The sequence below is a fragment of the Geomonas subterranea genome (assembly GCF_019063845.1).
In the GTDB taxonomy this organism is placed as follows: Bacteria; Desulfobacterota; Desulfuromonadia; order Geobacterales; family Geobacteraceae; genus Geomonas; species Geomonas subterranea.
The window spans coordinates 2444795-2467605 of sequence record NZ_CP077683.1 but is presented as its reverse complement, the minus strand read 5'-3'; the positions used below and the strand labels follow the sequence as shown (position 1 = coordinate 2467605).

Annotated in this window: 22 protein-coding genes; 12 read left to right on the top strand and 10 right to left on the bottom strand. The window is 63.3% G+C overall.

Annotated elements, in window-relative coordinates; translation table 11 throughout:
• Window positions 1-9: 9 nt before the first annotated feature.
• From KP001_RS10725 to KP001_RS10700, 6 genes are all read right to left on the bottom strand, one after another.
• A complete protein-coding gene (locus tag KP001_RS10725) occupies window positions 10-720 on the bottom strand; it encodes a retropepsin-like aspartic protease family protein (protein WP_217289492.1) in 711 nt (236 codons plus the stop codon).
• The gene (locus KP001_RS10720) at window positions 721-1380 is read right to left on the bottom strand and encodes a hypothetical protein (RefSeq protein WP_217289491.1); all 660 of its coding nucleotides are present in this window, start codon (window positions 1378-1380) and stop codon (window positions 721-723) included.
• A gap of 18 nt (window positions 1381-1398) precedes the next feature.
• Window positions 1399-1746, bottom strand: a complete 348-nt coding sequence (locus KP001_RS10715) for a hypothetical protein (RefSeq protein WP_217289490.1) — start codon at window positions 1744-1746, stop codon at window positions 1399-1401.
• Entirely contained in the window at window positions 1725-2894 is a 1170-nt protein-coding gene (locus tag KP001_RS10710) for a DUF819 family protein (RefSeq protein ID WP_217289489.1), read from the bottom strand. Before KP001_RS10710 ends, KP001_RS10715 begins: the two co-directional genes overlap by 22 nt.
• Window positions 2891-3997: an enolase C-terminal domain-like protein gene (locus KP001_RS10705; RefSeq protein WP_217289488.1), complete on the bottom strand. Its 1107-nt coding sequence runs from the start codon at window positions 3995-3997 to the stop codon at window positions 2891-2893. The genes KP001_RS10710 and KP001_RS10705 overlap by 4 nt, the downstream gene beginning before the upstream one ends.
• Before the next feature lie 220 nt (window positions 3998-4217).
• Window positions 4218-4628 carry a YbjN domain-containing protein gene (locus tag KP001_RS10700; protein WP_217289487.1) on the bottom strand — a complete coding sequence of 137 codons (411 nt, stop codon included), beginning with the start codon at window positions 4626-4628 and terminating at the stop codon, window positions 4218-4220.
• A gap of 477 nt (window positions 4629-5105) precedes the next feature.
• On the opposite strand from KP001_RS10700, the gene KP001_RS10695 reads away from it, so the two are divergent.
• Window positions 5106-5552 (top strand): DoxX family protein, encoded by a 447-nt coding sequence (locus KP001_RS10695; protein ID WP_217289486.1) that lies wholly within the window; start codon window positions 5106-5108, stop codon window positions 5550-5552.
• 16 nt (window positions 5553-5568) lie between these two features.
• On the opposite strand, the gene KP001_RS10690 is transcribed toward KP001_RS10695, so the two are convergent.
• Complete coding sequence (locus tag KP001_RS10690; RefSeq protein ID WP_217289485.1) at window positions 5569-6312, bottom strand: substrate-binding domain-containing protein; 744 nt, start codon at window positions 6310-6312, stop codon at window positions 5569-5571.
• A 72-nt stretch (window positions 6313-6384) separates the two neighbouring features.
• Complete coding sequence (locus tag KP001_RS10685) at window positions 6385-9105, bottom strand: carboxypeptidase regulatory-like domain-containing protein (RefSeq protein WP_217289484.1); 2721 nt, start codon at window positions 9103-9105, stop codon at window positions 6385-6387.
• Between the two features lie 222 nt (window positions 9106-9327).
• Here KP001_RS10685 and KP001_RS10680 point away from each other — a divergent pair, with 222 nt between their 5' ends.
• The 10 genes from KP001_RS10680 (at window position 9328) to KP001_RS10635 (ending at window position 18791) form a co-directional block, all read left to right on the top strand.
• Window positions 9328-10245, top strand: coding sequence for a PLP-dependent cysteine synthase family protein (locus tag KP001_RS10680; RefSeq protein WP_217289483.1), 918 nt, complete (start codon window positions 9328-9330; stop codon window positions 10243-10245).
• Between the two features lie 339 nt (window positions 10246-10584).
• A complete protein-coding gene (locus tag KP001_RS10675; RefSeq protein WP_217289482.1) occupies window positions 10585-11226 on the top strand; it encodes a hypothetical protein in 642 nt (213 codons plus the stop codon).
• A 179-nt stretch (window positions 11227-11405) separates the two neighbouring features.
• Window positions 11406-12284, top strand: coding sequence for a L,D-transpeptidase (locus tag KP001_RS10670; protein WP_217289481.1), 879 nt, complete (start codon window positions 11406-11408; stop codon window positions 12282-12284).
• Window positions 12285-12522: 238 nt separating this feature from the next.
• Window positions 12523-12795 carry a DUF3553 domain-containing protein gene (locus tag KP001_RS10665; RefSeq protein WP_217289480.1) on the top strand — a complete coding sequence of 91 codons (273 nt, stop codon included), beginning with the start codon at window positions 12523-12525 and terminating at the stop codon, window positions 12793-12795.
• 189 nt (window positions 12796-12984) lie between these two features.
• Window positions 12985-13209, top strand: coding sequence for a hypothetical protein (locus tag KP001_RS10660; protein WP_217289479.1), 225 nt, complete (start codon window positions 12985-12987; stop codon window positions 13207-13209).
• Window positions 13210-13385: 176 nt separating this feature from the next.
• Window positions 13386-14276, top strand: coding sequence for a Rossmann-like and DUF2520 domain-containing protein (locus KP001_RS10655; RefSeq protein WP_217289478.1), 891 nt, complete (start codon window positions 13386-13388; stop codon window positions 14274-14276).
• Window positions 14277-14278: 2 nt separating this feature from the next.
• Window positions 14279-15370: a PAS domain-containing sensor histidine kinase gene (locus tag KP001_RS22225; RefSeq protein ID WP_217289477.1), complete on the top strand. Its 1092-nt coding sequence runs from the start codon at window positions 14279-14281 to the stop codon at window positions 15368-15370.
• The gene (locus tag KP001_RS10645; protein WP_217289476.1) at window positions 15370-16020 is read left to right on the top strand and encodes a response regulator; all 651 of its coding nucleotides are present in this window, start codon (window positions 15370-15372) and stop codon (window positions 16018-16020) included. Before KP001_RS22225 ends, KP001_RS10645 begins: the two co-directional genes overlap by 1 nt.
• 123 nt (window positions 16021-16143) lie before the next feature.
• Window positions 16144-16779 (top strand): response regulator, encoded by a 636-nt coding sequence (locus KP001_RS10640; protein ID WP_217289475.1) that lies wholly within the window; start codon window positions 16144-16146, stop codon window positions 16777-16779.
• A 302-nt stretch (window positions 16780-17081) separates the two neighbouring features.
• A complete protein-coding gene (locus tag KP001_RS10635; protein ID WP_217289474.1) occupies window positions 17082-18791 on the top strand; it encodes a methyl-accepting chemotaxis protein in 1710 nt (569 codons plus the stop codon).
• 324 nt (window positions 18792-19115) lie between these two features.
• On the opposite strand, the gene KP001_RS10630 is transcribed toward KP001_RS10635, so the two are convergent.
• Both KP001_RS10630 and KP001_RS10625 read right to left on the bottom strand, forming a co-directional pair.
• Window positions 19116-19610, bottom strand: coding sequence for a chemotaxis protein CheW (locus KP001_RS10630; protein ID WP_183347891.1), 495 nt, complete (start codon window positions 19608-19610; stop codon window positions 19116-19118).
• Between the two features lie 258 nt (window positions 19611-19868).
• Complete coding sequence (locus KP001_RS10625) at window positions 19869-21905, bottom strand: HAMP domain-containing methyl-accepting chemotaxis protein (protein ID WP_217289473.1); 2037 nt, start codon at window positions 21903-21905, stop codon at window positions 19869-19871.
• Window positions 21906-22327: 422 nt separating this feature from the next.
• Between KP001_RS10625 and KP001_RS10620 the strand changes: the two genes are divergently transcribed.
• The gene (locus tag KP001_RS10620) at window positions 22328-22792 is read left to right on the top strand and encodes a pyridoxamine 5'-phosphate oxidase family protein (RefSeq protein WP_217289472.1); all 465 of its coding nucleotides are present in this window, start codon (window positions 22328-22330) and stop codon (window positions 22790-22792) included.
• The last annotated feature ends 19 nt before the right edge of the window (window positions 22793-22811 follow it).

Below are 22811 nucleotides of genomic sequence, written 5' to 3'. Positions count from 1 at the left end.
GTGCCTGCTTTATGGAATCCAGTTTATGGTCTGCGTCTTGAAATCGATGGTGTATTTGAGGCCGGCCAGAAAACTCATGCCCAAGAGTCCGTCGCCGAATTCCCCGCGCCCCTGGCGCACCACGACCGCCTCCTGGTTGAGCCTCTTCACCGGCCCCACCGCCATCTGGCTCAGGATGACCCTGCGCGCGTTCATCACCCGGCCGCCGACCACGCCGATCCTCACGTTGCTGGATTCCTGCAGTTGCAGCCTTTCCGCGACCGCCGGCGAGATGACAGAGGAGGTAGCCCCGGTGTCCAGAAGCAGCAGCGCGTCGGTCTCTATGGAGCCGTTACTGAGCCTTACCGGCACGAAGACCTGCCGCCCCGTGATCACCACCTGAGTCGTGAGCGCCTTGGCGCGCGCCTCCTGGGCAGCCCGCCGTTCCTCGGCCTGGCGCTGCCGGCGGGACTGCTCCGACTGCTCCTGTTCCCGCGTCAGGGCCTCCTCCCGCTCTTCCCGGTCCCTTTGCCGCATCCGGGCGCGTTCCTCGGCGGGGAGGTCGTCGTACTCCTCCTTGCGCACCTGTACTTTCTTGCGGTACTCCCTGGGGATCTTCGCGGCGTCGTCGACGAAGTGCATGGTGCCGCTTCTGTCCTGGTAGGAATAGAACTCGGCGCCCGCTTCCGTGGCGAACAACGACAGGGCCAGCAGGAGCGCGTGGGATGCCGGGCACTTCATCTACTTCTGCCCCTGGGGCGGGTTCAAAAGGTTCTGCCGTACCTTGTACGGATCGAGCGCAGGCTCGCCCAGTTCCTTCTTCTCCTCGTTGATGAGGGTGGTCAGGTTCTTCTGCTTGCCCAGGTTCTCCAACTGGTCCGGAAGCGTCGGCAGGTTCCTCAGCTTCTCGTCCTTGGTGACGAGCCTTGGGATCTCAACGATGCCTGCCCCGCGCAGCCTGATCTTGTACTTGCCGCTTAGGACCGGATCGTACCACGGTGAGAGTTCGCGCTCGGCGGTCGTTTTCCCGGTGAAATGGTTCTTGAGGGGAAGCAGCACGCTCGCGTAGCCGGGCTTGTAGATCAGGAAACTGGTGCGGTCCTGCCGGGTGAACGGCTGCGCCAGGATGGTCGTGTACGACGGGATGTGGAACTTCCCTTCCTTGTCGGTGAGCGCCTCCTTGATGTTGATCACCGTGGAGGATTGACCCTTCCCGGCACCCATCGATCTCTTGTTGTAGATGGCGACGACCACCGCCCCCTCCAGCGGCTGCTTGGTGTCGAAATCGAGCACCCTGCCGTCGAAGGCGGTCTCGTGGTAGACCGGCCACATCGCGGTGGAAGCCGTCGCCGCCAAAAGCACCAGGGAAAACGCAGCGAGCAGAACTCTAAGCATGTGCATGTGCGCACCTCATGTGGCTCAACCGAGCAGCACGAAGACGAGCCATCCCGCGGCGAGCAAGAGCGGCGGGAACAGGACGTCGGGAATCAGGTCTTTCCAGTACCGGGCGGCGCTGGGGAAATTCCCCCGCTGCCTCGTGAACAAAGCGAGCAGTACCGCCGCGACCCAGAACAGGAAGAAGAGCATCACGCTGAGCGCCACCACGCTGTTCCAGAACGCGAAGCGCTCCAGGTCGCCGATCCCGCTCTTGTCCATGGAACGCTCGGCCTGCAACGCGGCAGCAAGCGAGGTCGCGGCGCAAAGGAGCTCCGCCACCGAAAGCGGCAGTTTCGCGCGGGCCGGCGTCATGACGTGAAGAGGCGGCAAAGCTGACCCGCCAGGATGCCGAGCCAGGTGCCAACGATGTTCCCCAGGATCGCCAGCAAGAGCCCCACCGAGGCGAGCCCCGGATGGTACACCTCGGCGACGACCGGCGCCGAGGCGACCCCGCCCACGTTGGCCTGACTCGCAGCCGCCACCAGGAACATGGGCGCCCTCAAAAGTCGCGCGCCCACCAGCAGGAACAGTGCGTGGATGAACACGATCAAAAGCCCCGCCGCGATCAGAATCAGCGCCGAGCCGATGCTGGCCACCGAGGCCTTCGCCCCGATGGCGGTCAGCACGAAATAGAGCAGGTCGTACCCGGTGCGGGAGGCTCCGGCCCCCTCCAGTTTGCGGGCCGGCGAGAAGGAAAGCAGGATCCCCAGCAGGGTGACGATCATGATGGTCCAGGTGTAGCGCGTGATCACGTCCTGGATCTGCGGCAACTGCCCCGCCAGAAGGTGCGACAGCACCCCTCCTGCCACGGCGATGCAGAGGCAGGCGGCGACGCCGCCAAAAGTCCTGCGGCCCCCTTTGCTGGCCAGGTGCCGCACCGCCTCCTCCCCCAGGTGCTCAAGTACGCCGCGCTCGGAGCGGTTCCAGCGGTCGAAGGCGGGCTGCAGCCCCACGATGGCGATCATGAACCCCATCCAGAGGTAGGGGACCACGGTGTCCACGATGACCATCGGGGCGAAAACCGCGTCGGGGATGGCGAGCGCCTCCTTCACCGCGATCATGTTGGCGCTCCCCCCGGTCCACGACCCGGACAGGGCGCCGAAGCCGGACCAGAACTGCGATCCGATCACCGGGCGGAACAGGGCGAAGGAGATCCCGGCGCCGGCGATGATCCCGGCCGCGCCGATGAAGAACATAGCCAGCGCCGTCGGTCCGAGCCTCAGGATCGCCTTCACGTCGACCGGCAGCAATAACAGCACGAGGCTCGCCGGCAGCAGCCAGGTCCTGATCAGGCCGTAGACCGGGCTCTCCGTGGAGAGGACGCCGAAGGTCGCCGCCAGCATGGGGAGGAAATAGATCCAGAACACCGCCGGCAGCAGGTCGAAGTAGCGCGCGGTCCGTTCGTGTCGCGACAGCCACAGCACCAGGGCCTCGACCGAGAGCAGGAAGAGGACGATGAGCAGCGGGTGGCTGATCATGGCAGATCGGGCGCCACGCCGATGCCGCTACCCGCACGGGTCAGGTCGAACCTGCCGCTGTCGTCCAGGTAGGGGGAGCGGGCCAGGTCCCCCTTCAGGAAGAAGGTGGTGTCGAGGTCGATGAAGTCGAAGCAGCCAAGGCCCGCGGCGAAGTGGGCCGAGGCGGTGATGGCGAGGGCGCTTTCCATCATCGCCCCCAGCATGAGCCGCTTCCCGTTGGCGACGGCGAGCCGGGCGATCTCCGCTCCTTCGAGGATGCCGCTTTTCATGAACTTGATGTTGATGGCGCTGACCGCGTTGGTCTCGACCGCGCGCCGGGCCGCGGCGAGGGAGCCGACGCTTTCGTCGGCGCAGACCAGGGTACCGGTCCCCTCGAGCGCCGCGGTGATCGCCGTCAGCCCTTCCCAGTCCTGTTTCGGGACCGGCTGCTCCAAAAGGAGCGGGCGCGCCCCCTTGGCGTCGAGCAGGTCCAGGAAGGCGAGCATCCGCGTCGCGCTGAACCCCATGTTGGCGTCGAGGATGAGCGCGCATCCCGGCGCCATCTCCCGCACCGCCAGGATCCGTTGCAGGTCCTCTTCCTCGTTCCTTCCTATCTTTATCTTGAACGAGCTGAAACCGCGTTGCGCGAAGGTGAGCGCAGTAGCGCGGGCCTCCTCGACCGTTCCGATCACCACGGTGATGTCGGTGCTAAACGACAGCAGCGGCTGCGCGGCGACCGGCGTGAACAGCTGGTAAAACGGTATCCCCCGGACGCGCGCGGAGAGATCGAGCAGCGCCATCTCCAGCGCGGCCAGCGCCGCGTGGTTGCCGGCGAAAGCCGGGGCGAATTCCCGGCAGGTCGCGGCGGGATCGTTGATCCGGCGCCCGCGCAGCGCCGATGCCGCGCTGTGCAGGTTCTCCAGCGTCTCGGCGACCGTTTCGCCGGTTATGTGCGTCGCGACTGCCGCCTCTCCGAAACCGCAGGCGCCGTCGCTGGCCCGCAGCCGGATGAAGACGTTCTCCAGCTCGTCGTGTTGCCCGGTGGAGATCCTGAACGGCGTCACCAGCGGCGCACGGATTATGGCAGCCTGCGCATCGTCTATTACAAAAGAGACCTTCTCCATAGCAATGTTCCTCCGGGGGCGATCGCTTTCCTATTGAAGCTCGTGGTTTTGCGGAACATGAAAACAGGGGCTGCCTAAGGCAATTGACAAAGGACCTGACAACGACGAATGACAAACGACAAACGGGGAATGACCAATGACCAATGACGATGCTGCCCGTCTCTTCCCGGCAACGCTCCTCCCCCCGGAGGGGGAGGCTGGGAGGGGGGCAGGTCGCGATTTACTGCATAGCCTTCAATATGCGCGGGTGTTCTTCCTTCATGGCCCGGAAGATGAGGGCGATCATGTCGACGATCACCTCGCTTGAGAAGTTGTCATGGAAGGGAACCACCACCTGGATGGAGAGGGCGTTCCCGGTTTCCACGAACTTCACCATGGTGTACTCGGCGTTCAGTGTGTTGATCATCTCGAGCAGCGCCGGTTTCTTCTCCGACGGGAACGCGAAATACTTGTAGCAGATAAGGGTAACATACCTGTCGCTGTCATTGAAGAGGGCCATGAGAGAAACCGGGCCGACTTGTTCGAGTTCTTCCCGGATCACATACAGGGTATTGTCCTCGTGAGTGTTCTTCTCAAGGGTGATTTCCTGTCCCTGCAGGTATTCCTCAAACGCAGTTGCGTTCTGTCCCATCTTTTCCTCCGGTAAATTACGGTCGGTCGATGGCCGGAAATGATATGTGAATATTTATGTGATGTAAATTAAAAAGCACCCGCCTAACGATGATCCTCCGGCGTCCCCTCTCCCTCCGGGAAAGGGTGCCCGGAGGGGGGGTGCCGGCCGTACCCCCGGCCCGCGAAGGCGGGTGGGGGCGCTCCTGCGCGGCGGTCATGTTGCCTGGGCATCGCCCTCACCCTGACCCTCTCCCGGGGGGAGAGGGGATGTGGAGCTCCGGGTGATGTAGTAGCACGAGAGGCCATCGGGGTAGCCGCTATCCAGGAAGGGGACATCAAAAAGAGGGGGACGCCGCCTGAGAGTGGTTGATGGAAGAGAAGGGCGTCGTCATTCGACCCGTTCGCGGCCGGTACGGGACGTGAGGGGGGCGGTTGCAGGGGAGGGGGAGGATGGTATCGTTGACGGGTTTCAATTCCGGCGGGCAAGGAGGACGCTATGTTGGCGAGACTGTTGGCGACGGAGGAAACGGCGAGCCTGATGGTTCTCAGACTGTTTCTTGCGCTGGTGATGTTTCCGCACGGCGCGCAGAAGGTGCTGGGGTGGTTCGGGGGGCCCGGCTTTCACGGCACCATGGAGATGTTCACCAAGATGATGGGGATACCGTATCTCTTCGGCCTGATGGCGGTGCTGACCGAGTTCGTCGGGCCGCTGCTCCTCGCCGCCGGGCTTTGCACCAGGCTCGCCGCGCTCGTGATGGGGATCGAGATCGCGGTGGCGGCGCTCCTTGTGCACCTGCACAACGGGTTCTTCATGAACTGGACGGGGAGGCAGGCTGGAGAAGGCTTCGAGTACCACCTCCTGGTGGTGGGGATGTCGCTCGCGCTGCTGATAGGAGGTGGGGGGAGATGGTCCCTCGACCGGCTCATCTCCCGGCGGCGGTGAACCGTTAACCAGTGGCCTACTTCAGGAAGCCGTACTCGGTCTTGTAGAAGTCGAGCACCGACTGCACCTTGGCGCTCGGAGCCCCCTTGGTGAAGGCGTAGATCGGGCTGGCAATGGCGATCGTGTCGATGGAGCGGGTGGCGGCGGTGCTCATTTCGTGGGAGACGACGCCGACGCTCCCCGGCTGCCTGGCCACCGTTTCCGCTATGTCGCGGTACGTGGTGGCGGTGCGCCTGGTCGCGGTGACCGCTTCACCATCCAGCGCGATGCGGGTGAACTGCACGTTTTGTCCCTCCGTTTCCTTCCCCCAGACCACGACGACCGGGAGGTCCTTCCCTCCCACCTCCTTCCAATTCCTGATCTTGCCCGTGAAGATCCCTTTCAACTGCTCTTTGGAGAGCTGTCGTACCTCGCTGTCCCGGCTGGCGATGACCACCAGTTCGTTGTCCCCTACCTGCGTGGAGGTGAACTTGGCCGGGTCCATGACGACCCCGTCCTTTGCCGCGCCCGCGATGATGTCCTCAAGGGGGTGAGCGCCGGTCGCTATGTCGATCTTCCCATCGTTGAGAGCTATCAGCCCTTTGACGGCGGAGGACTGCACGATGGTGAGGTAATCACCGTGCAGCTTCTCGTACCTTCTCTTTATGGGAAGAAAAACCGTGTTGATAGCCGTACCGCCACCCTCGATTTTTATCTCATCGGCAAAAGCCGGGACAGACAACGCGATGCTCAACGCTGCGGCTATGACAGTCCTCTTCATCGTTCCTCCAGTCTCTAATGAGTCTGGGGAATATATGGTATTCCAAATGGAAAGTAAAATATAATTTTTTAGCTAGTTACGTTGCGACTGCTTGCCGCGTACCCCCTTGTCGTCAATCACCAGCTCCAGTCCCGATATCTCGCCCGCCGCGGGGAGCTGCTGGGCCTCTTCCTGGGTGTTGCCGCCGTACCAGGTCACCTGGCCGTGGCGCTCAACCCTGAGCCGGTACATCCCGCCGGGGACCGGGGTGTGGAACTCGCCGGAGCACTCGCAGATCCTCTCGTCGGCGACGGCGGCGCCGCTCAGGGCATCGATCGCCGTAAGCCACGCCTGGCCGATCTTCTTCCCTTCCGGATTCATGAGTTTGCCGGAGAACTTTCCCTTGGCCGGCGCGAGGGCGACGGACAGCGGCGGCACCCCACCCTCCTTGACGGCGAGGCGGGTGGCGTTTCTGCGGTCGTTCCCCCCATACCACCGGGAGACGTGGTCGCTGTGGCTGAACAGGAGGCGGTAGCTCCCCGGTGCCAGCGAGGCGATGGTGAAGGAGCCGCGGTAGTCGGTACGGGTGTCGGAGAAGGGTTCGTCCTCGTTGGCGCCGTAGACCTCGATCTTGGCGTTGGCAAGCGGGGCGCCGCCGCTGTCGGTCACCGTGCCGGTGAGGGAGACGCCCGGCTGCAGCACCGCGTCGATGCCGCTTGCCGTGGCGGTGCCGATGACCTCCACCCGTGCCGAATCTTCCCGGCGGTACTTCCCCTTGTGCCACTGCACCGGGTACTTCGAATCGCTCTTCTCGAAGCGGATGGCGTAGCTCCCCTCGGGGAGCCCGCCTATCTTGTACTCCCCGGAGAGCCCGGTGTAGGCGCTTCCCATCTCGTCCCAGGTGGCGGGGTCGTAGGCGGCAACGCTGACCGAGGTCAGGGGGGCTCCGGCCGGGTCGGTCACCCTCCCGGAAACGGCGCCCCCCGGGGCGAGCACGATGCTGACGTTGTCGGCTCCCCCCGGGGCGGTGACCTGGACCGGCTGCGGCAGTTTCCACTCCATGTACCCCTGCTCGGTGCCGTCGGCCTTGAGCCGGTACGAGCCCGACTTCAGCCCGGAGATGGTGAACTTCCCTCCTTCTTCGGTGACGGCGGATTCCCCCCTTTCCCCGGTCGCGCCATCCCTGGCGGAAACCCTCACCCGGGGGATGCCCGCGCCGGTGCGATCCTTGACCGTCCCCGATATGCTGGCGCCCCGCTCCAGGACCACTTCCAGCGGCTGGCTCCCCTCCCCGCGGGAAACGGCTACCGGGAGGGCCTCGTCCCTGGTGGCGGCTTTGCCGGACCACTGGGGGAGGTAGCCCGGGGCGCGGACTTCCACCAGGTAGCTTCCGTCAGCTACCGCCATGGAAAAGGTGCCGTCGGGCTGGCTGCTCCCGTACCCGGCGCCGTCATCGCCCTCCTTCTCCCCGGCCCGGTATGCCATCACCGCGGCCTGGACCGGCTCTCCAGCGCTGTTGGTCACCTTCCCGGTCAGGAGCACCCCCTGCCGGAGCACCTGGTTGACGCCCAAAACCATATCCGGTGCGGCGACCTCCACGACCTGCGCGCTCTCTTTTTTAGCCGCATCCCGGTAGTAAACCGGGAGGTGCTGGCTCGACGTGGCGCGGAAGGAAAGGTGGTAGGGGGCGGAATCGAGCCCGCGGATGGCGTAGGAGCCGGTCTGGTCGGTGATGGCGCTGCCGCCGCGGGCCGTGCGGTCCACCCCTTCGGCGATGACCAGGACCTCGGGGACGGCCTTGCCGCTCTCGTCGGTCACCATGCCGGCGATCCCCCCGGACTGGCGCAGCACCCCCTTGATCCCTGAAACGGTTCCCGGCGCCGTCACCGTGATGATGGTCGCCTCCTCGGGATCGGTCTTCCCGTCGTGCCACTGCAGCAGGAACTTCTGCTCGCGGTCGCCGAAGGCGATCCGGTATTTGCCGCTGGCGAGGCCGTCGAGCACGAACCTCCCCGTGGAGTCGCTGCGCGCGTAGACCGGCAGGACCTTCATGTCACTTGCATAGGCGACCGCGTAGATGCCGGGGAGCGCCCTGGAGCCGTCGGTCAGTGTCCCTGTGATGCGACCCCCCTTGGCGAGGACGCCGTTGATGCCCGCCGCCGTCTTCCCCTTGGCCGTATCCACCACGGCCGGTTCGGTCGCCGACTTGCCGTGCAGCGTGGTGACGTACCCCTTGCGGGAGAAGAGCACGATGCACTTGCCGGGGAGGATGCGCACCGAGAAGACCCCCTTTTCGTCGCTGCGGCCGTCGCTGACCGACGGGCCTTGCTCCGTGCCGCTGTTTTGGATCACGGTCACCCATGCGCCGGAGAGCGGGGCTCCCTCGGTGGAGGTCACGCGGCCGGTTACGACCGCCCCCGCCTCGGAGAGTTTGCCGTCGATCCCCTGCACCTTGTCGCCGCCGACCGTCACCTCGGAGCAGTCGTCCTTGAGCTGTTTTCCGCCGTGCCAGGACGACTCCAGGTCGTTGCCGCTGAAGCGGACCCGGTAGCAGCCGCCGGCCAACCCCTTGATCTGGTACTCGCCCAACCGGTCCGTGACGGCCGAGCCGGCCAGGGTGTCGTCGGCGGCACAGGGATAGGCCTCCGCGTCGGCCCCGTATATCGGGTTCCCACCCTCGTCGGTAACCCTTCCCGCGATGGCGCCTGTCGCCTTGGGGGGGGACGCCTGCTGCGCGGCGGGGGCGGGGTGAGCGCCGGCCACGTGGAGCAGGAAAAACAGCACGGCTACTGCCAGTTTCAGCAACTTGATCATCATTCCTCCGGATCGGTGACGGCGTGACTGCGCTGCGGAATATATGGCAATGTTGAGACCATGTAAATTAAAAAGTGTTGCATGATCCGGCCTCACCCCGGGCCGGCACAGGATGAAGACGGTGAAATTATTGTTTGTTCAATGCGGAGCTGACGTGCTATGCTCCCGAGCTGTCCGGCAAACCGGTATAGTTCGATACCTTGATTGAAAGCGAGGCGCACATTGAAAGGGCAAAGCTTGATAAATTCCATCGGCTCCACGCCGCTGATCGAGATCGACTCACTTTGTGACAATCCCTCGGTGCGGATCATGGCCAAGCTGGAGGGGAGCAACCCCGGCGGCTCGGTCAAGGACCGCCCGGCCCGCCACATGATCCTGGCTGCCGAGAAAAGCGGGGAGCTGACCGTGGACAAGGTGATCCTGGAGCCGACCTCCGGCAACACCGGGATCGCCCTGGCCATGATCGCCGCGGCGCGAGGCTACCGCATCAAGCTGGTGATGCCTGCCTGCGTCAGCATGGAGCGCCGCAGCGTGCTGGAGGCCTACGGCGCCGAGATCGTCCTTTCCCCCGGCTGCGAGGCGACCGACGGCGCCATCCGGCTGGCCCACAAGATCTTCGAGGAGCATCCCGGGAAGTACTACATGCCCAACCAGTACGCGAACCCCAACAACGTCCTCGCCCACTACGAGACCACGGGGCCCGAGATCTGGCGCCAGACCGACGGCCGCGTCACCCACATGGTCGCGGGGATGGGAACCGGAGGAACCCTCATGGGGCTGTCCCGGTATTTCCGCGAGACGGCGCCGCAGGTCCAGGTGGTGGGCGTCGAACCGGTGCTCGGGCACAAGATCCAGGGGCTCAAGAACATGCAGGAGGCCATCGTCCCCCCCATTTACGACGCAAGCGCCTACCATCGAAAGCTCGTGGTGGAGGATGACGACGCCTTCGAGACCGCGAGGCTCCTCGCGGCGCAGCACGGCATCTTCTGCGGCATGTCCGGAGGGGCCGCCGTTTTCGGTGCGCTCAGGCTGGCGAAGGAACTGGAATCGGGCACCATCGTGGTGATTCTCCCCGACCGCGGCGACCGCTACTTGAGCACCAACCTCTTCAAATCGATGTGCGCGCAGTGCCCGCCGTAGCTTGGACAGCACGCAGATGAAAACGACAAAGCCCCGCTGCCATCGGCCGGCGGGGCTTTCTTGTTGGATCCACGGGATACCCTTCTGTGCAATTTCTCCCCTCGCCCCCAGGGAGAGGGGGCGGGGGTGAGGGCGCAGCGTTGCGCATTGCGGCCCCTGCTAGGGACGCCCTCATACGCCCGTCGGGCACCTTCTCCCCAAGGGAGAAGGGGAGGGGGATAGAGCGCTTCATCTGTACGACCGCATCCCGCGGCTCCCCGGCGTGATGAAAATATTCAAGCCGGGCCGGTTTTTTCCGATACGCACCGTATTGGCCGCAAAACCGTAAGGAGGTAGGGTATGGAAATTTCGACTGCACGCAATGCGACGGCACTTCCCCTTGCCACCCAGACGCTTCCGGCAAGCGCCTCTGCTTCAGCCAAGACGACACAGGTTCCGGCAGGTAAAGATCAGGTGCAGGTTTCGGACGAGGCGCTGGCATCGTCCCGCAAGGCGGCGGACGGCTCCGCTGCCGCCTCGGACGGCACCTTGCTGATGCTCGGTGATCTTTTGAACCAGGTCACCGGCAGCACGGTGGAGCAACTGAGCTACCAGGAAACGGACATTGCCGCCGAGTCGGCTTCGCTGTCGTTTAGCGGGACCATTGCCACCAGGGACGGCAAAGAGGTGAGCTTCGGCCTCCAGCTTCAATACGACCATGTCTCGGTACAACAGCACTCCGCCACCTTCCAGGCCGGTACCGGCGGCCTTTCCCTCAGTTACCAGGGTAACGCGGCGGAACTGACCAGCAGGAGCTTCAGTTTCTCCCTGTCGGCCGGCGCGGACAGCCAGGCGGTGACCGGAAAAGGGGTCTTCCGCCTTAACGACGAGGTCAGCAGGATCGCGAAGGAGATGAAGCCGATGGTGAAGGAATTCATGGCAGCGACCGGCGCGAACGGCGGGTGGGGCGAGGTGAACCGCCTGCTGCGCTCGACGGTATGACGAGCAGCTGCCGCCTTGTAAGCACCAAAAGCCCCGCGCCCAGGCCGCGGGGCTTTTGGTTTGACACCGGCTCCCGCTCTTTCTGACGCCGTCTTTTACTTTCATGAGGTGGTTTGATACAATAAAGTCGTCTCACAGCCGGCTGCCAGCCGCTTCACTGGCTCAGGAAGAGGCGCACAATGAAAGCCCTGCTGCACACTGTGTTCATCCTGGTTCTCCTTGCTGTCACCAGCCTTCCTTGTTCTGCAGCCGACAAAATACGATCCTTATGTGAAATCCACTATCCCACCGATTACCTCTATGAGTGGGACTGTGTCAAAGTCACCAGCAAAGACACACCCTATAAGATATTCGGCAAGCAGTGGCAGGACGGCCTGCGTTTCAACCGCATGGACCGCCGTCACTTCATAGCCGGAATGTCGGTGAAGGTTCCCAGGCACATGGAGGACATCAAGGAGTTCAACCCCATGCCCCCCCTCTACTACGACGCGGAGAAGGAGCCGCAGCTGATCCTCATCGACCAGAACGAGATGTTCCTCGGCGCGTATGAATTCGGCGTCCTGGTCTTTTCCGCTCCGGTCGCGGTGGGGGTGGAGGAATTCCGCCTCAAAAACGGCACCTACCGGGTCGATACCGTCGACCCGCGGCACGAGTCCAGCCTCTACCCGGTGGAGGGGACCGACCGGCCGTACCCGATGCACTACGGTCTGCGCTTCCACGTGGACAAAAGGGATGACGGCTGGACCTCCTACTGGATCCACGGCCGCGACCTCCCCGGGTATCCCGCCTCCCACGGCTGTATCGGGCTCACCGACGAGGAAATGCAACTGGCCTACTACGGCGAGCCCGCCAAGCCCGTGCTCATGGACGCGAGGACGCTCTACCGCTGGGCGGTCGGTTTCCGCGATACCGGCACCTTGCAGAAGCTGCGCGGGCCGGCGGTCATCATCATGGGCGAGCCGCAGGTGCCGCCCGATCAGCTGAAGCCGGCTGCGGAGGTCACCGTCGCACCCCCGGCCGTCGCCAATCCGCCCCTGCCGGGGGCACCGCGGCCGTAGCGCCCCTGCCGGAAATATTCCTCTCCCGCTGTCCATTTCCCGTTTGCGGTGTATATTCTGAAGGTGCCCGGTTCCCAGGACACCGTTCCCTGCAGCGGCAGTCGTCACATCTCTTTATCGCTTCATCTGTCTTTCCAACTATCGATCCACGTAAGCAGCCGTCGCTCTCGACCTTCCCGGTGGAGCGAATCGGCGCGTCCGCCCTGGACCGAAATACGTCACCAGCGAGGATAAAAAGATGATCGTCAAACGCGGCAGCGTGGTGAGTCACGCAATGGCGCAGCAATGGGGTATCGGCAAGGTGGTCGAGGTGAATGACATCAGGGCCACCATCCGTTTCAGCGATGGCATGGTCAGGAAGATCATCTCCTCCCACTTCGGCGACCTCCACCCCGCGGACCCCGCCGGTTATCACCCTCCGGTGAAGGCGCCGCCGAAGGGGCGTGGGAAGGCTCCTCGTCCCAAAACGGCCCGTCCCAAGAAAGGGGCAGCCGGGGCGACCGCGCAGTAGCGTAAGGGGGCGACCGCGGATGGGTGGCTCATTACCGGCATCGGGATGGCACCGGTCCTGCCTGGTCGCGGGGCCGGGCGAGGCCCGGACGCGGGCGCCGGCACAATTGCCACTTGCGACGCCGGGAAATCCCGGCATACTCATTCTCATGAGGTCAGCGACCGCAGTAGCCGCGGGAGGAGGAGAGCCATGAAATGCCCGGTATGTAAGAACCATGCGCAGGTCGATACCAATCTGCATTCGGAGGGATTCAAAGAGGGGATCACGGAGTGCAGCGTCTGCGGCACGATCTGGTCCGCGAACCACGGCGTGATCGAGATCGTCAGGGACCCGCAGGCGGAATCGTTCCTGCAGGCATCGAGCGAGTGTGTCGAAGGGGACGATTACAGCCTGAGCATGGACGGCAAGTCCTGACCCCCGTCGCCTGCTCCTGCCACCAGATCCCCCTCCGCCACGGAGGGGGATCTTCTTTTTATGCGTCTCTTTTCTCATCCTTTTCGCAACTCATCATCCCCCTGCGCTGGTACCGTTGACACCCCCGTTTGATTTAGCTACCCTGAGCAGGTTGTCCTGACCAGGGGGGAGAGGTGATGAAAACCTTCAGCATTATTGGGTGTGGCGCCGTAGGGAAGACCGTGGGGCGCCTGCTGCACCGCTCGGGCACCATCGAGCTCAGGGACGTATTGACCCGCTCGATCGCCAGCGCGCAGGCCGCGGCCGGCTTCATCGGGGCGGGGCGCCCCCTCGCCGGTTTCGGGGAGCTCCAGCGCGCCGACCTCTACCTGGTGGCCAGTTCCGATGACGCCATCGCCGCCTGCGTGGAGGGGCTGGTTGGCCGCGCCGGCCTCCTGGACCGGAACACGACGGTGTGCCACTTCAGCGGGGCTTTGGGGAGCGAGGTGCTCTCTCCCGCCGCGGCCCTGGGGGCGCAGGTGGCAAGCGTCCATCCCGTTAAAAGCTTCGCCGACCCCGCCGTGTGCGTAGGCGATTTCGCGGGGACCTGGTGCGGCATCGAGGGAGACCCGCAGGCGCGGGAACTCCTGGGAGAACTGTTCGGCGCCATCGGCGGGAAGATCTTCACCCTGGATCCCCGCTTCAAGACCCTGTATCACACCGGTTCCGTGCTGGTCTGCAATTACCTCACCGCGCTGATGGAGGCGGGGCTCAGGGCCTACCAAAAGGGGGGGGTGCCCCGGGAGACCGCGCTGCAGGTCATGGAGCCGCTGGTGCGCGGCACGGTCGACAACGTCTTTCGCGTCGGGACCGCCCAGGCCCTGACCGGCCCCATCGCCCGCGGCGACGCCGGGGTGGTGGCCCGTCAACTGGAGGCGCTGGACGACTTCGATGAAGAACTGGCGCGCATCTACCGGGCCCTGGGCGGAGTGGCGCTCAAACTGTCCCGCGAGCGGGGGCAGGCGCAGGAGCCGGGGCTCGCGGCGATCGAACGCCTTTTGACACCAGGAACCCCGGGAGCGCCGTAACCATGTCCCATCCGTTAAAGGACGAGCCGGAGAAAACCCAGGAACTGCTGGATGCAGTGGTGAACGGGACCCCGGACCTCATCTACGCCAAGGACCTCGAGGGGCGCTACCTCCTCATCAACCGGGAGGCGGCCAAGTGGTACGGCAAGCCTGCGGAGGAGATCCTGGGGCTGGACGACAGTGACCTCTTCCCGGACGAAATAGTGCAGGTGCTGCGCGAAAACGACCACCAGGTGCTGGTTTCTGCCGCCAGCTCGACACTGCAGGAGCGGGTCGTTGACCGGCAGGGGAGACCGTGCGTGTTCCTCTCCACCAAAGGCCCCCTCTTCGATGACAGCGGCAGGGTAAGCGGCATCTTCAGCATCTCCCGCGACATCACGGAGCAGGTGCAGGCGCAGGAGTTGCTGCTCGCCAACCAGGAGCAACTGAGGGCACTGGCGATCGAGCTGTCGCTGGCGGAGGAAAAGGAGCGGCGCCGCATAGCCGCCGAACTGCACGACGAGATCGGGCAGAACCTGGCCCTGGCGAAGTTGAAGCTGACCGATTGCCGGGAGGATTTCAAGCTCCCTGCCGCCGCGACCCGGATGGTCAGGGAACTGGAGCTTCTGCTGGAGCGGACCATCCAGGAAGTTCGCACCCTCACCTTCCAGATCAGCCCCCCGCTGCTCTACGAGGTCGGCCTGGAGGCGGCGCTGGACTGGCTGGCGGAGCAGTTCCAGGCAAAGCACAAGTTGCGGGTGAGCTTCGACAGCGACCTGCGGTCCAAACCGGACGAGGAGTTGGGGGCGGCCCTCTACCACGTGGCGCGCGAGCTTCTGGTGAATGTGGTCAAGCACGCCCAGGCCAAAAGCGTATCCATCACCATCAGTCAGCGGGGACAGCGGCTCGAGCTGAAGGTCTCCGACGACGGCAAGGGGTTTCCGGCGCAGGTCGAGGGGGACCGGGCCATGTCCGGGTTCGGTCTCTTCAACATCCGGCAAAGGGTGCAGCATCTTGGCGGCCAGCTGGAGCTGGCCTCAGGACCCGGCGGTACCGAGGTGACGGTCCGCGTCCCTTTCGCCGAAGCGGATGAGTACCTAATAGGGAGTTTGTGATGATACGCGTGATGATTGTCGATGATCACAGCATAGTCAGGGAGGGGATCCGGATCCTGCTGGAAAAGTTTCCCGACATCATGGTCGTCGCCGATGCCGACAACGGCAGATCGGCGGTGGAGGTGGCCGCGAAAGCGTCCCCCGCCGTGGTTCTCATGGACACAAGCATGCCTGGCATGAACGGCATCGAGGCGACCCAGCGGCTCGGCACGGAGTGCCCGTCGGCACGGGTATTGATCCTCTCCATGTACAAGGACAAGCGTTTCGTGGCACAGGCGTTCAGGGCGGGGGCGCGCGGCTACCTGCTCAAGGACTGCACCTCTGCCGAATTGGTGCACGCGGTGCGTGCCGTGGCGGCGGGAGAGATTTACGTCTGTTCCGGCATCATCGGCGTGGTCATCGAGGACTACATAAAGAGGATCCCGGATTCCCTCCAGCAGGGGGAGGCGGCGCTGACCCCGCGGGAAAGGGAGGTGCTGCAGTTGATCGCCGAGGGGAACAACGCCAAGAACATCGCGTTCCTGCTCAAGATCAACGTGAAGACCGTGGACACCCACCGCCAGCAGATCATGAAGAAGCTGAAGCTGCACTCCGTCGCCGAACTTACCAAGTTCGCCATCCGGGAAGGGTTCACCAGCCTGGACAACTGACCGGGTAAGGAAAATCTCCGTTTCGTCTCATATAAACCCTGATATCGGGACCGGTTTCTATTTGTTAGAGTTGCCTCTCATTTGCGACCTTGAACCCTCGCGAAGCAGCAACTACCGGGACCGATGCGGACTACAAAAATCCTTCTTGCCGATGACCACACGCTGATCCGTGAATGCCTGATCGCGCTGCTTGAGAAATCCCCCGGACTCGAAGTCGTGGCCCAGGCCGCCAGCGGGATGGAGGCCGTGCGTCTTGCCTACGAACTGCAGCCGGATCTCGTGCTCATGGATCTCGTGATGCCCGACGGCAACGGGATCGAGGCGAGCCGCTGCATCCTGAGCGCATTCCCTGATATGAAGGTTCTGATGCTCTCCATGTACGGCGATGCGCGCTCGGTGCGCCAGGCGCTGGATGCCGGGGCGAGGGGCTTTCTCGTGAAATGTTGCCCGGCGGACGAGATCGTCAACGCCATCAGCATCGTTTCTGACAACGGCTTCTATCTCAGCTCCCACCTGCAGGGGGTCCTGGAGCACGAGCTCGAGTCGGCGGCCGGGAGGCTGCCGCTCACTTCCCGCGAGGAGGAGGTGCTGGTGCTCATGGCCGAAGGGAAGACTTCCCGGGAGATCGCCGCTCAGCTCCAGATCAGTCCCAAGACCGTGGAAACCCACCGCATGCACCTCATGAAAAAGTTGAATCTCACCAGCATCGCCAGCCTCACCAAGTACGCACTCAGGGAAGGTTTGCTGCTCCTTGATTGAGCACCTGGCCGCCCGGGCGGCCGCATGGACCTTCTGCCGCTTCCACTCTCTTCTTCTCTCCCGTTCTCCATCCTTACTCCTTTCTCCCTCCGCTTCGAACCACTACACGGAACCCTCGGTGCACCAGGTCTCTCGCAGCCGTTTGCGTCGCGCCGCCGTCTCGGCCAAAATGCCGCCCCAAACAGGCCTTTTTCTGATTCACCGGACGCCCTTCCCGTCGATGAGGCATGGGACAGTTCGCGACGGGCTCCCCGGGGAGGCGCTTCGCGCAGTGGCAATCACATGCAGAGGACGGAGCGCACATGAAATGGTTCACCAATCTTAAAGTCGGCACCAAGCTTGTTTCGGCCTTTGTAGCCGTAGCGGTCATCACGGCCGTGGTAGGCGTCATCGGCATCCGCAACATGGGGACCATCAACGACATGGCTGATCAGATGTACATGAAGGAGTTGCTGGGGATCTCCTACATCAAGGAAGCCAACATCAACCTGATCTACATCTCGCGAGCCGAGAAGAACTTCCTCCTGGCCACCACTCAGCAAGAGCGGGAGAGGTACATCACCAACATCAACAAGTACAAGGCAGGCTATAAGGAGTGGCTGGAGAAGGCGAGGCCGCTGTTCTATTCCGAGAAGGGGAAGGCGATCCTGAAGCAGCTGGAGGCGGCCAACGAAGAGTGGTTCGCGCTGCAGCAGAAAGTGATAGAGCTCGGCACGCGGGACAAACTGAACGACAGCTCGGCCGCGGTGACACTCTCCTTCGGCGAGGCGCGCACCAAGCAGGGCGTGGTGGACGACACCCTGACCGAACTCGCCCGCCTGAAGGAAGAGAACGCCAAGGACGCGTCCCTTGAGACCACAAGGATCTACAAGGCGAGCCTGACGCTGATGGTGAGCCTGGTGGCGGGTGGCGTCCTGCTTGGCCTGGCGCTGGGGATCATCATCTCGCGCATGATCAGCGTCCCGCTCAGGCGCGGCGTCGAGTTTGCGGCCGCCGTGGCGGAGGGGGACTTGACACAGACCGTCGAGGTCGATCAGAAGGACGAGGTGGGGCAGTTGGCGGCGGCCCTCAATACCATGGTCGGGCGGCTCAAGGGAATCGTCGCCGAGGTGAAGAGCGCCTCCGACAACGTGGCGTCCGGCAGCCAGCAGTTATCCTCCGGGGCCGAGGAAATGTCACAGGGAGCCTCAGAGCAGGCCGCGTCGGCCGAGGAAGCCTCTTCGTCGATGGAGCAGATGTCCTCCAACATCCGCCAGAACGCGGACAACGCGATGCAGACCGAGAAGATTGCGGTGAAGTCGGCCCAGGACGCCCGGGAAGGAGGGGCGGCGGTCCAGGAGACCGTGAGCGCCATGAAGGAGATCGCCGGCAAGATTGGCATCATCGAGGAGATCGCGCGACAGACCAACCTGCTGGCCTTAAACGCCGCCATCGAGGCGGCGAGGGCGGGGGAGCATGGCAAGGGCTTCGCCGTGGTCGCCTCCGAGGTGAGAAAGCTGGCTGAACGGAGCCAAAGGGCGGCCGCTGAGATCAGTGAGCTTTCCGCTACCAGCGTGGATGTCGCGGTTAAGGCGGGTGACCTGCTCTCCAAGATGGTTCCGGACATCCAGAAGACGGCTGAACTGGTGCAGGAGATCAGCACCGCCAGCAAGGAGCAGGATACCGGGGCGGATCAGATCAACAGGGCGATTCAGCAGCTGGACCAGGTGATTCAGGCTAACGCCGGTGCCTCCGAAGAGATGGCCTCCACTGCCGAGGAGCTCTCCAGCCAGGCCGAACAGCTTCAGACGGCGGTTTCCTTCTTCAATATCGGCGATGAGCGGATCAGAAAGGTGCAGCCGTCGGCCAAGGCGGCACCCGCCGCCCACCCTGCCGCGCCACACGGCAAGCAGCTGACCCGTGCCAAGGCTGCGCCCCACGGCGCGACAGCGGCGCCGGTGAAGAAGGCCGTGGGGCACGACCTCGACCTGGGCGACAAGAACATGAGCGACACCGACTTCGAACAGTACTAACTTCGCTTATTCCGCGGCCTGAGGGCCGTCTGTGATGCCATGCCATGCAGCGCCGTCCTTCGGGACGGCGCTTTTTTGCGTATACCCTCTCCCCATGGGAGAGGGTGCCCGAAGGGCGGGTGAGGGAGAAGGTCGAAGGGAGAGGATCGGATGGACCTGGATCGGATGGATCTGGGACGGATGGACCTGGGACGGATGGACCTGGATCGGATGGACCTGGATCGGATGGACCTGGATCGGATGGACCTGGGATGGCGCACAAAAAAGGGGCAGTCGCATCAAGCGACTGCCCCTTTACGACTGTTGGTCTTTGGCGGGAGCCGCTTAGGCGGCGGCCCCTTCCAACTCCTGAACCAGCTCCAGTTCGCCGCTGGTGAAGACCTTGTCGATGTCCAGGATGATGATGAACTGTTCGTTGTGCTTGCCCATCCCCTTGATGAAGTCCGTGTTCAGCTTGGTGCCGATGCGCGGCGGCGGCTCGATCTGGTCCGGCTCCAGGTCCATGACCTCCTGGACCGCGTCGGCCATGGCGCCCATGACGACCCTCTCGCCTTCCAGTTCTACCTCGACGATGATGACGCAGGTGTTGACCGTCTGCTCCGCCATCGCCATGCCGAACTTCAGACGCAGGTCCACCACGGGGACCACGCTGCCGCGCAGGTTGATGACACCGCGCATGTAGTCCGGCGTCTGTGGCACCTTGGTGATGGATGTGAAATCCAGCACCTCCCGTACCTTGCCGATGTCCAGGGCGAATAACTCGTCCTCCAGCTTGAAGGTCAGATACTGGGTGGTTTCCGTGATTGTCTCGACCGCCATGTTTGCTCTCCTCTCTCAGTTTTGACTGTCGGTGCGCCCCGCTATGAGTAACGACCAATCAGGCTAGGCTCGAACCGGTTCCGCTGGCTGTGCAGTTGGAATCATGGATTATATCGACACATTAGTGCCCTGGATTAAGGCAAAAAAACGATGGTTAAATGCTTATAATCTGCTGCCGCGCCCCAGGTTCGGTGGGGGGGCGCAAGCGTCGCAGCGGGTCCTGGGGCCAGGAGCAACTGCGACGATTGTCACGGGATGCTAAAAGCTTTCGAATGCCTCGTCGTTCAGGTTCAACTCGATCGGCTGGCGCGAGGCATGGGTGAGCGGGCGAGCAGGCGGCGCAGCCTTCTTGGCGGCCTTGGGTGCGACCTTGTGCGTTGGGGCGGCCGTCGCGGCGACGTGGGCGACCTTGAAGAAGCTGATAGTGTGCTGCAACTGCTCTGACTGCGAGGCGAGCTCTTCAGCGGTGGCGGACATCTCCTCGGCTGCCGAGGCATTCTGCTGGATTACCTGATCGAGTTGCTGGATAGCCTTGTTGATCTGTTCGGCGCCGGTGTCCTGTTCCCTGCTGGCCGCAGTGATCTCCTGGACGAGGCCTGCCGTCCTCTGGATGTCAGGCAGCATGTTGGAAAGCATGGCCCCCGCGGTCTCCGCCACCTCGACGCTCGAGGAGGAGAGTTCCGAGATTTCTGCCGCGGCCTTTTGGGAGCGCTCCGCCAGCTTCCTCACCTCGGAGGCGACCACGGCGAACCCCTTGCCGTGCTCGCCGGCACGGGCCGCTTCGATGGCTGCGTTTAGGGCCAGGAGGTTGGTCTGGCGCGCGATTTCCTCGATGATGGAGATCTTGCCGGCAATCTCCTTCATCGCGGTCACCGTCTGCGCCACCGCCTTGCCGCCCTCCTGTGCGTCCGCCGCGGATTTAACCGCGATCTTCTCTGTCTGCAGCGCGTTGTCGGCATTCTGCCTGATATTGGAGGACATCTCTTCCATGGAGGAGGAGGCTTCTTCCGCGGCCGCAGCCTGTTCCGTCGCTCCTTGGGACATCTCTTCGGCGCTGGAGGACATCTGCTGACTGCCGGCCGCCACGTTGTCCGCGGCGTTCTTGACGTCGTTCACCACCTGGGCGAGTTTGCCGACCATGTTTGCCAGCGAGCGCATCAGCTCGTCCTCGGCGGAGCGTTCGGTTATGGTGACGGTGAGGTTGCCCGCGGCCACTTCGCTGGCGGCAGCGGTGATGGTGTCGGTGGCCCGGATCAGCACGTTCAGGTTGTTCTTGATCTCGTTGAAGTCGCCCTTGTACTCTTCCTCGATCTGGGGGGGCATGTCCCCCTTGGAGATGCGCTCCACGTATTCGGCGGCCACGTTCAGCGGACCGATGACGGCGTCGAGGGTGCCGTTCACCCCTTCAACGACCTCGCGATAGGCGCCCTGGTGCCGGGAGGCGTCGGCGCGGCTGGCGAGCTTCCCCTCCATGGCCGCGGCGGAGAGGTCCATGGTATCCGCCACCAGCGCCTTGATGCTCGCCACCATGGTCTGCATGGCCAGGAGAAGCTGGCCGGTCTCGTCCTTTCCGGTTTCGGCGATGGTCACCGAGAGATCACCCCGTGCCAGCTTTTCCGCCACATCGACCCCCGTGTTGAGGGCGCGGCTTATCATGCGCGACACCAGAAGCGCCAGGCAGGCGCCGATGAGGACCGACGCGACCAGGGCGACGATGATCATCCAGCGGGAACTGCTGTACGTGGCCGTGGCACGTTGCGCCGCCACCTCAGCCCCCTTGTCGTTGCTGGCAACTCCCTTTTCCAGGGAAACGACACCCTCCTCGAAGCTCTTGGCCCCTTCCCCTTGCAACAACACCATGGCCTGCTGCTTCTTGTTCTGGGCGGAAAGCTCGATCACCTTTTTATGGGTCTCCAGGTACTGGCCCCATTCGGTGTTGAACTCCTGCAGGCTCTTTTTCTCCTCCGGTGAGGCGGCGAGCTTCTCGTACTGTGCCGTCACCTTCCTCAAGGCGGTCAGTTCCTCTTCAAGGGTCTTCTCGAATTTCTTCATATCTTCGTGCGAGGTAGCCAGGACGTGCTGGAACTCGGCGTTGCGGATGTCGCCCATGCCTATGCGGATGTCATCCAACGCGTTGACGCCCGGAAGCCATTTGGTGGTGACCTCGACCGTATCCTGGTTCAGGCGTGCGAGCTGCCAGATGGAAAAGAGTCCCACGGCCGTGGTAAGCAGCAGTACCGAAGCTACGACCGCCAGGATTTTCCCGCCGATCTTCATGTCATTGAACCATTTCATGTTTCTCTCCTATGTGCTTTGGGGTGGGGCCGCTGGTGCAACCCGGTACACAGCTTGCCAAATCGAGCGCGACAGGTCATGGTCGAGATGGAAGGTCAGGCACTGAACGCTCTGTGTGATTGTCTCAACTGCCATGGGACCTCCTCGTGTAATGTCAAAATGTCGGTGGACGTTGGCGGTAGGGGGAGGGCGCATGTCAGAGGTGGGCGGTATGTGTTTTGTCTGCTGTATATATCGGCCCCCCACGGGGCGCATTGAGAGAAACTTTGCCTGCAATCATAGGGGAATTGGACTTTGGGCCGTCTAAAAGCCCTAGACTTTGCCGGTCAATGCAGGCATTATAGCCGCCTTTGTCACGAGATATCGCTGAAGTTATTGACCTGCTGCCATGAATGGGGTTACAGAAAATACCGGAGGATGACATGGACGACACGATGAGAAGGAAGGACCGGCAGCTCTCGGCACTGCTGGCGAACGAGATCCTGGAAAACGGAACCGTCTGCCAGTTGGCACTGGCGGCACAGGGGGAGCCCTACCTGGTGACCATGAACTACGGCTACCGTGATTCAACCCTGTACTTCCACTGCGCCGCGGCGGGGAGGAAACTGGAGGTCATCGAGCAGAACAACCGGGTCTGCTTTACGGTGGTGGAGCATGGGGCCGTGCTGCCGGCGGAGAAGCCCTGCGACTTCACCATGAAGTACCGTAGCGTGGTCGGCTACGGCACCGCGCGGGTAATCGACGGTTACCGGGAAAAATGCGAAGCGCTCAGTATAATCATGGCGCAGTACGCCTCGGGAAGTTTCCAGTTCCCCGAGGCGACCCTGGCCGCAACCACGGTTTTCGCCGTGGACATCTCCTCCATGGCGGCCAAGAGCAACCTCTGACCGCGTAACAAGCGAGGTC

Coding starts and splice junctions, on each gene's coding strand:
- KP001_RS10725 (WP_217289492.1), bottom strand. CDS start 720: ATGAAGTGCCCGGCATCCCACGCGCTCCTGCTGGCCCTGTCGTTGTTC.
- KP001_RS10720 (WP_217289491.1), bottom strand. CDS start 1,380: ATGCACATGCTTAGAGTTCTGCTCGCTGCGTTTTCCCTGGTGCTTTTG.
- KP001_RS10710 (WP_217289489.1), bottom strand. CDS start 2,894: ATGATCAGCCACCCGCTGCTCATCGTCCTCTTCCTGCTCTCGGTCGAG.
- KP001_RS10705 (WP_217289488.1), bottom strand. CDS start 3,997: ATGGAGAAGGTCTCTTTTGTAATAGACGATGCGCAGGCTGCCATAATC.
- KP001_RS10700 (WP_217289487.1), bottom strand. CDS start 4,628: ATGGGACAGAACGCAACTGCGTTTGAGGAATACCTGCAGGGACAGGAA.
- KP001_RS10695 (WP_217289486.1), top strand. CDS start 5,106: ATGTTGGCGAGACTGTTGGCGACGGAGGAAACGGCGAGCCTGATGGTT.
- KP001_RS10690 (WP_217289485.1), bottom strand. CDS start 6,312: ATGAAGAGGACTGTCATAGCCGCAGCGTTGAGCATCGCGTTGTCTGTC.
- KP001_RS10685 (WP_217289484.1), bottom strand. CDS start 9,105: ATGATCAAGTTGCTGAAACTGGCAGTAGCCGTGCTGTTTTTCCTGCTC.
- KP001_RS10675 (WP_217289482.1), top strand. CDS start 10,585: ATGGAAATTTCGACTGCACGCAATGCGACGGCACTTCCCCTTGCCACC.
- KP001_RS10670 (WP_217289481.1), top strand. CDS start 11,406: ATGAAAGCCCTGCTGCACACTGTGTTCATCCTGGTTCTCCTTGCTGTC.
- KP001_RS10665 (WP_217289480.1), top strand. CDS start 12,523: ATGATCGTCAAACGCGGCAGCGTGGTGAGTCACGCAATGGCGCAGCAA.
- KP001_RS10660 (WP_217289479.1), top strand. CDS start 12,985: ATGAAATGCCCGGTATGTAAGAACCATGCGCAGGTCGATACCAATCTG.
- KP001_RS10655 (WP_217289478.1), top strand. CDS start 13,386: ATGAAAACCTTCAGCATTATTGGGTGTGGCGCCGTAGGGAAGACCGTG.
- KP001_RS22225 (WP_217289477.1), top strand. CDS start 14,279: ATGTCCCATCCGTTAAAGGACGAGCCGGAGAAAACCCAGGAACTGCTG.
- KP001_RS10645 (WP_217289476.1), top strand. CDS start 15,370: ATGATACGCGTGATGATTGTCGATGATCACAGCATAGTCAGGGAGGGG.
- KP001_RS10640 (WP_217289475.1), top strand. CDS start 16,144: ATGCGGACTACAAAAATCCTTCTTGCCGATGACCACACGCTGATCCGT.
- KP001_RS10635 (WP_217289474.1), top strand. CDS start 17,082: ATGAAATGGTTCACCAATCTTAAAGTCGGCACCAAGCTTGTTTCGGCC.
- KP001_RS10630 (WP_183347891.1), bottom strand. CDS start 19,610: ATGGCGGTCGAGACAATCACGGAAACCACCCAGTATCTGACCTTCAAG.
- KP001_RS10625 (WP_217289473.1), bottom strand. CDS start 21,905: ATGAAATGGTTCAATGACATGAAGATCGGCGGGAAAATCCTGGCGGTC.
- KP001_RS10620 (WP_217289472.1), top strand. CDS start 22,328: ATGGACGACACGATGAGAAGGAAGGACCGGCAGCTCTCGGCACTGCTG.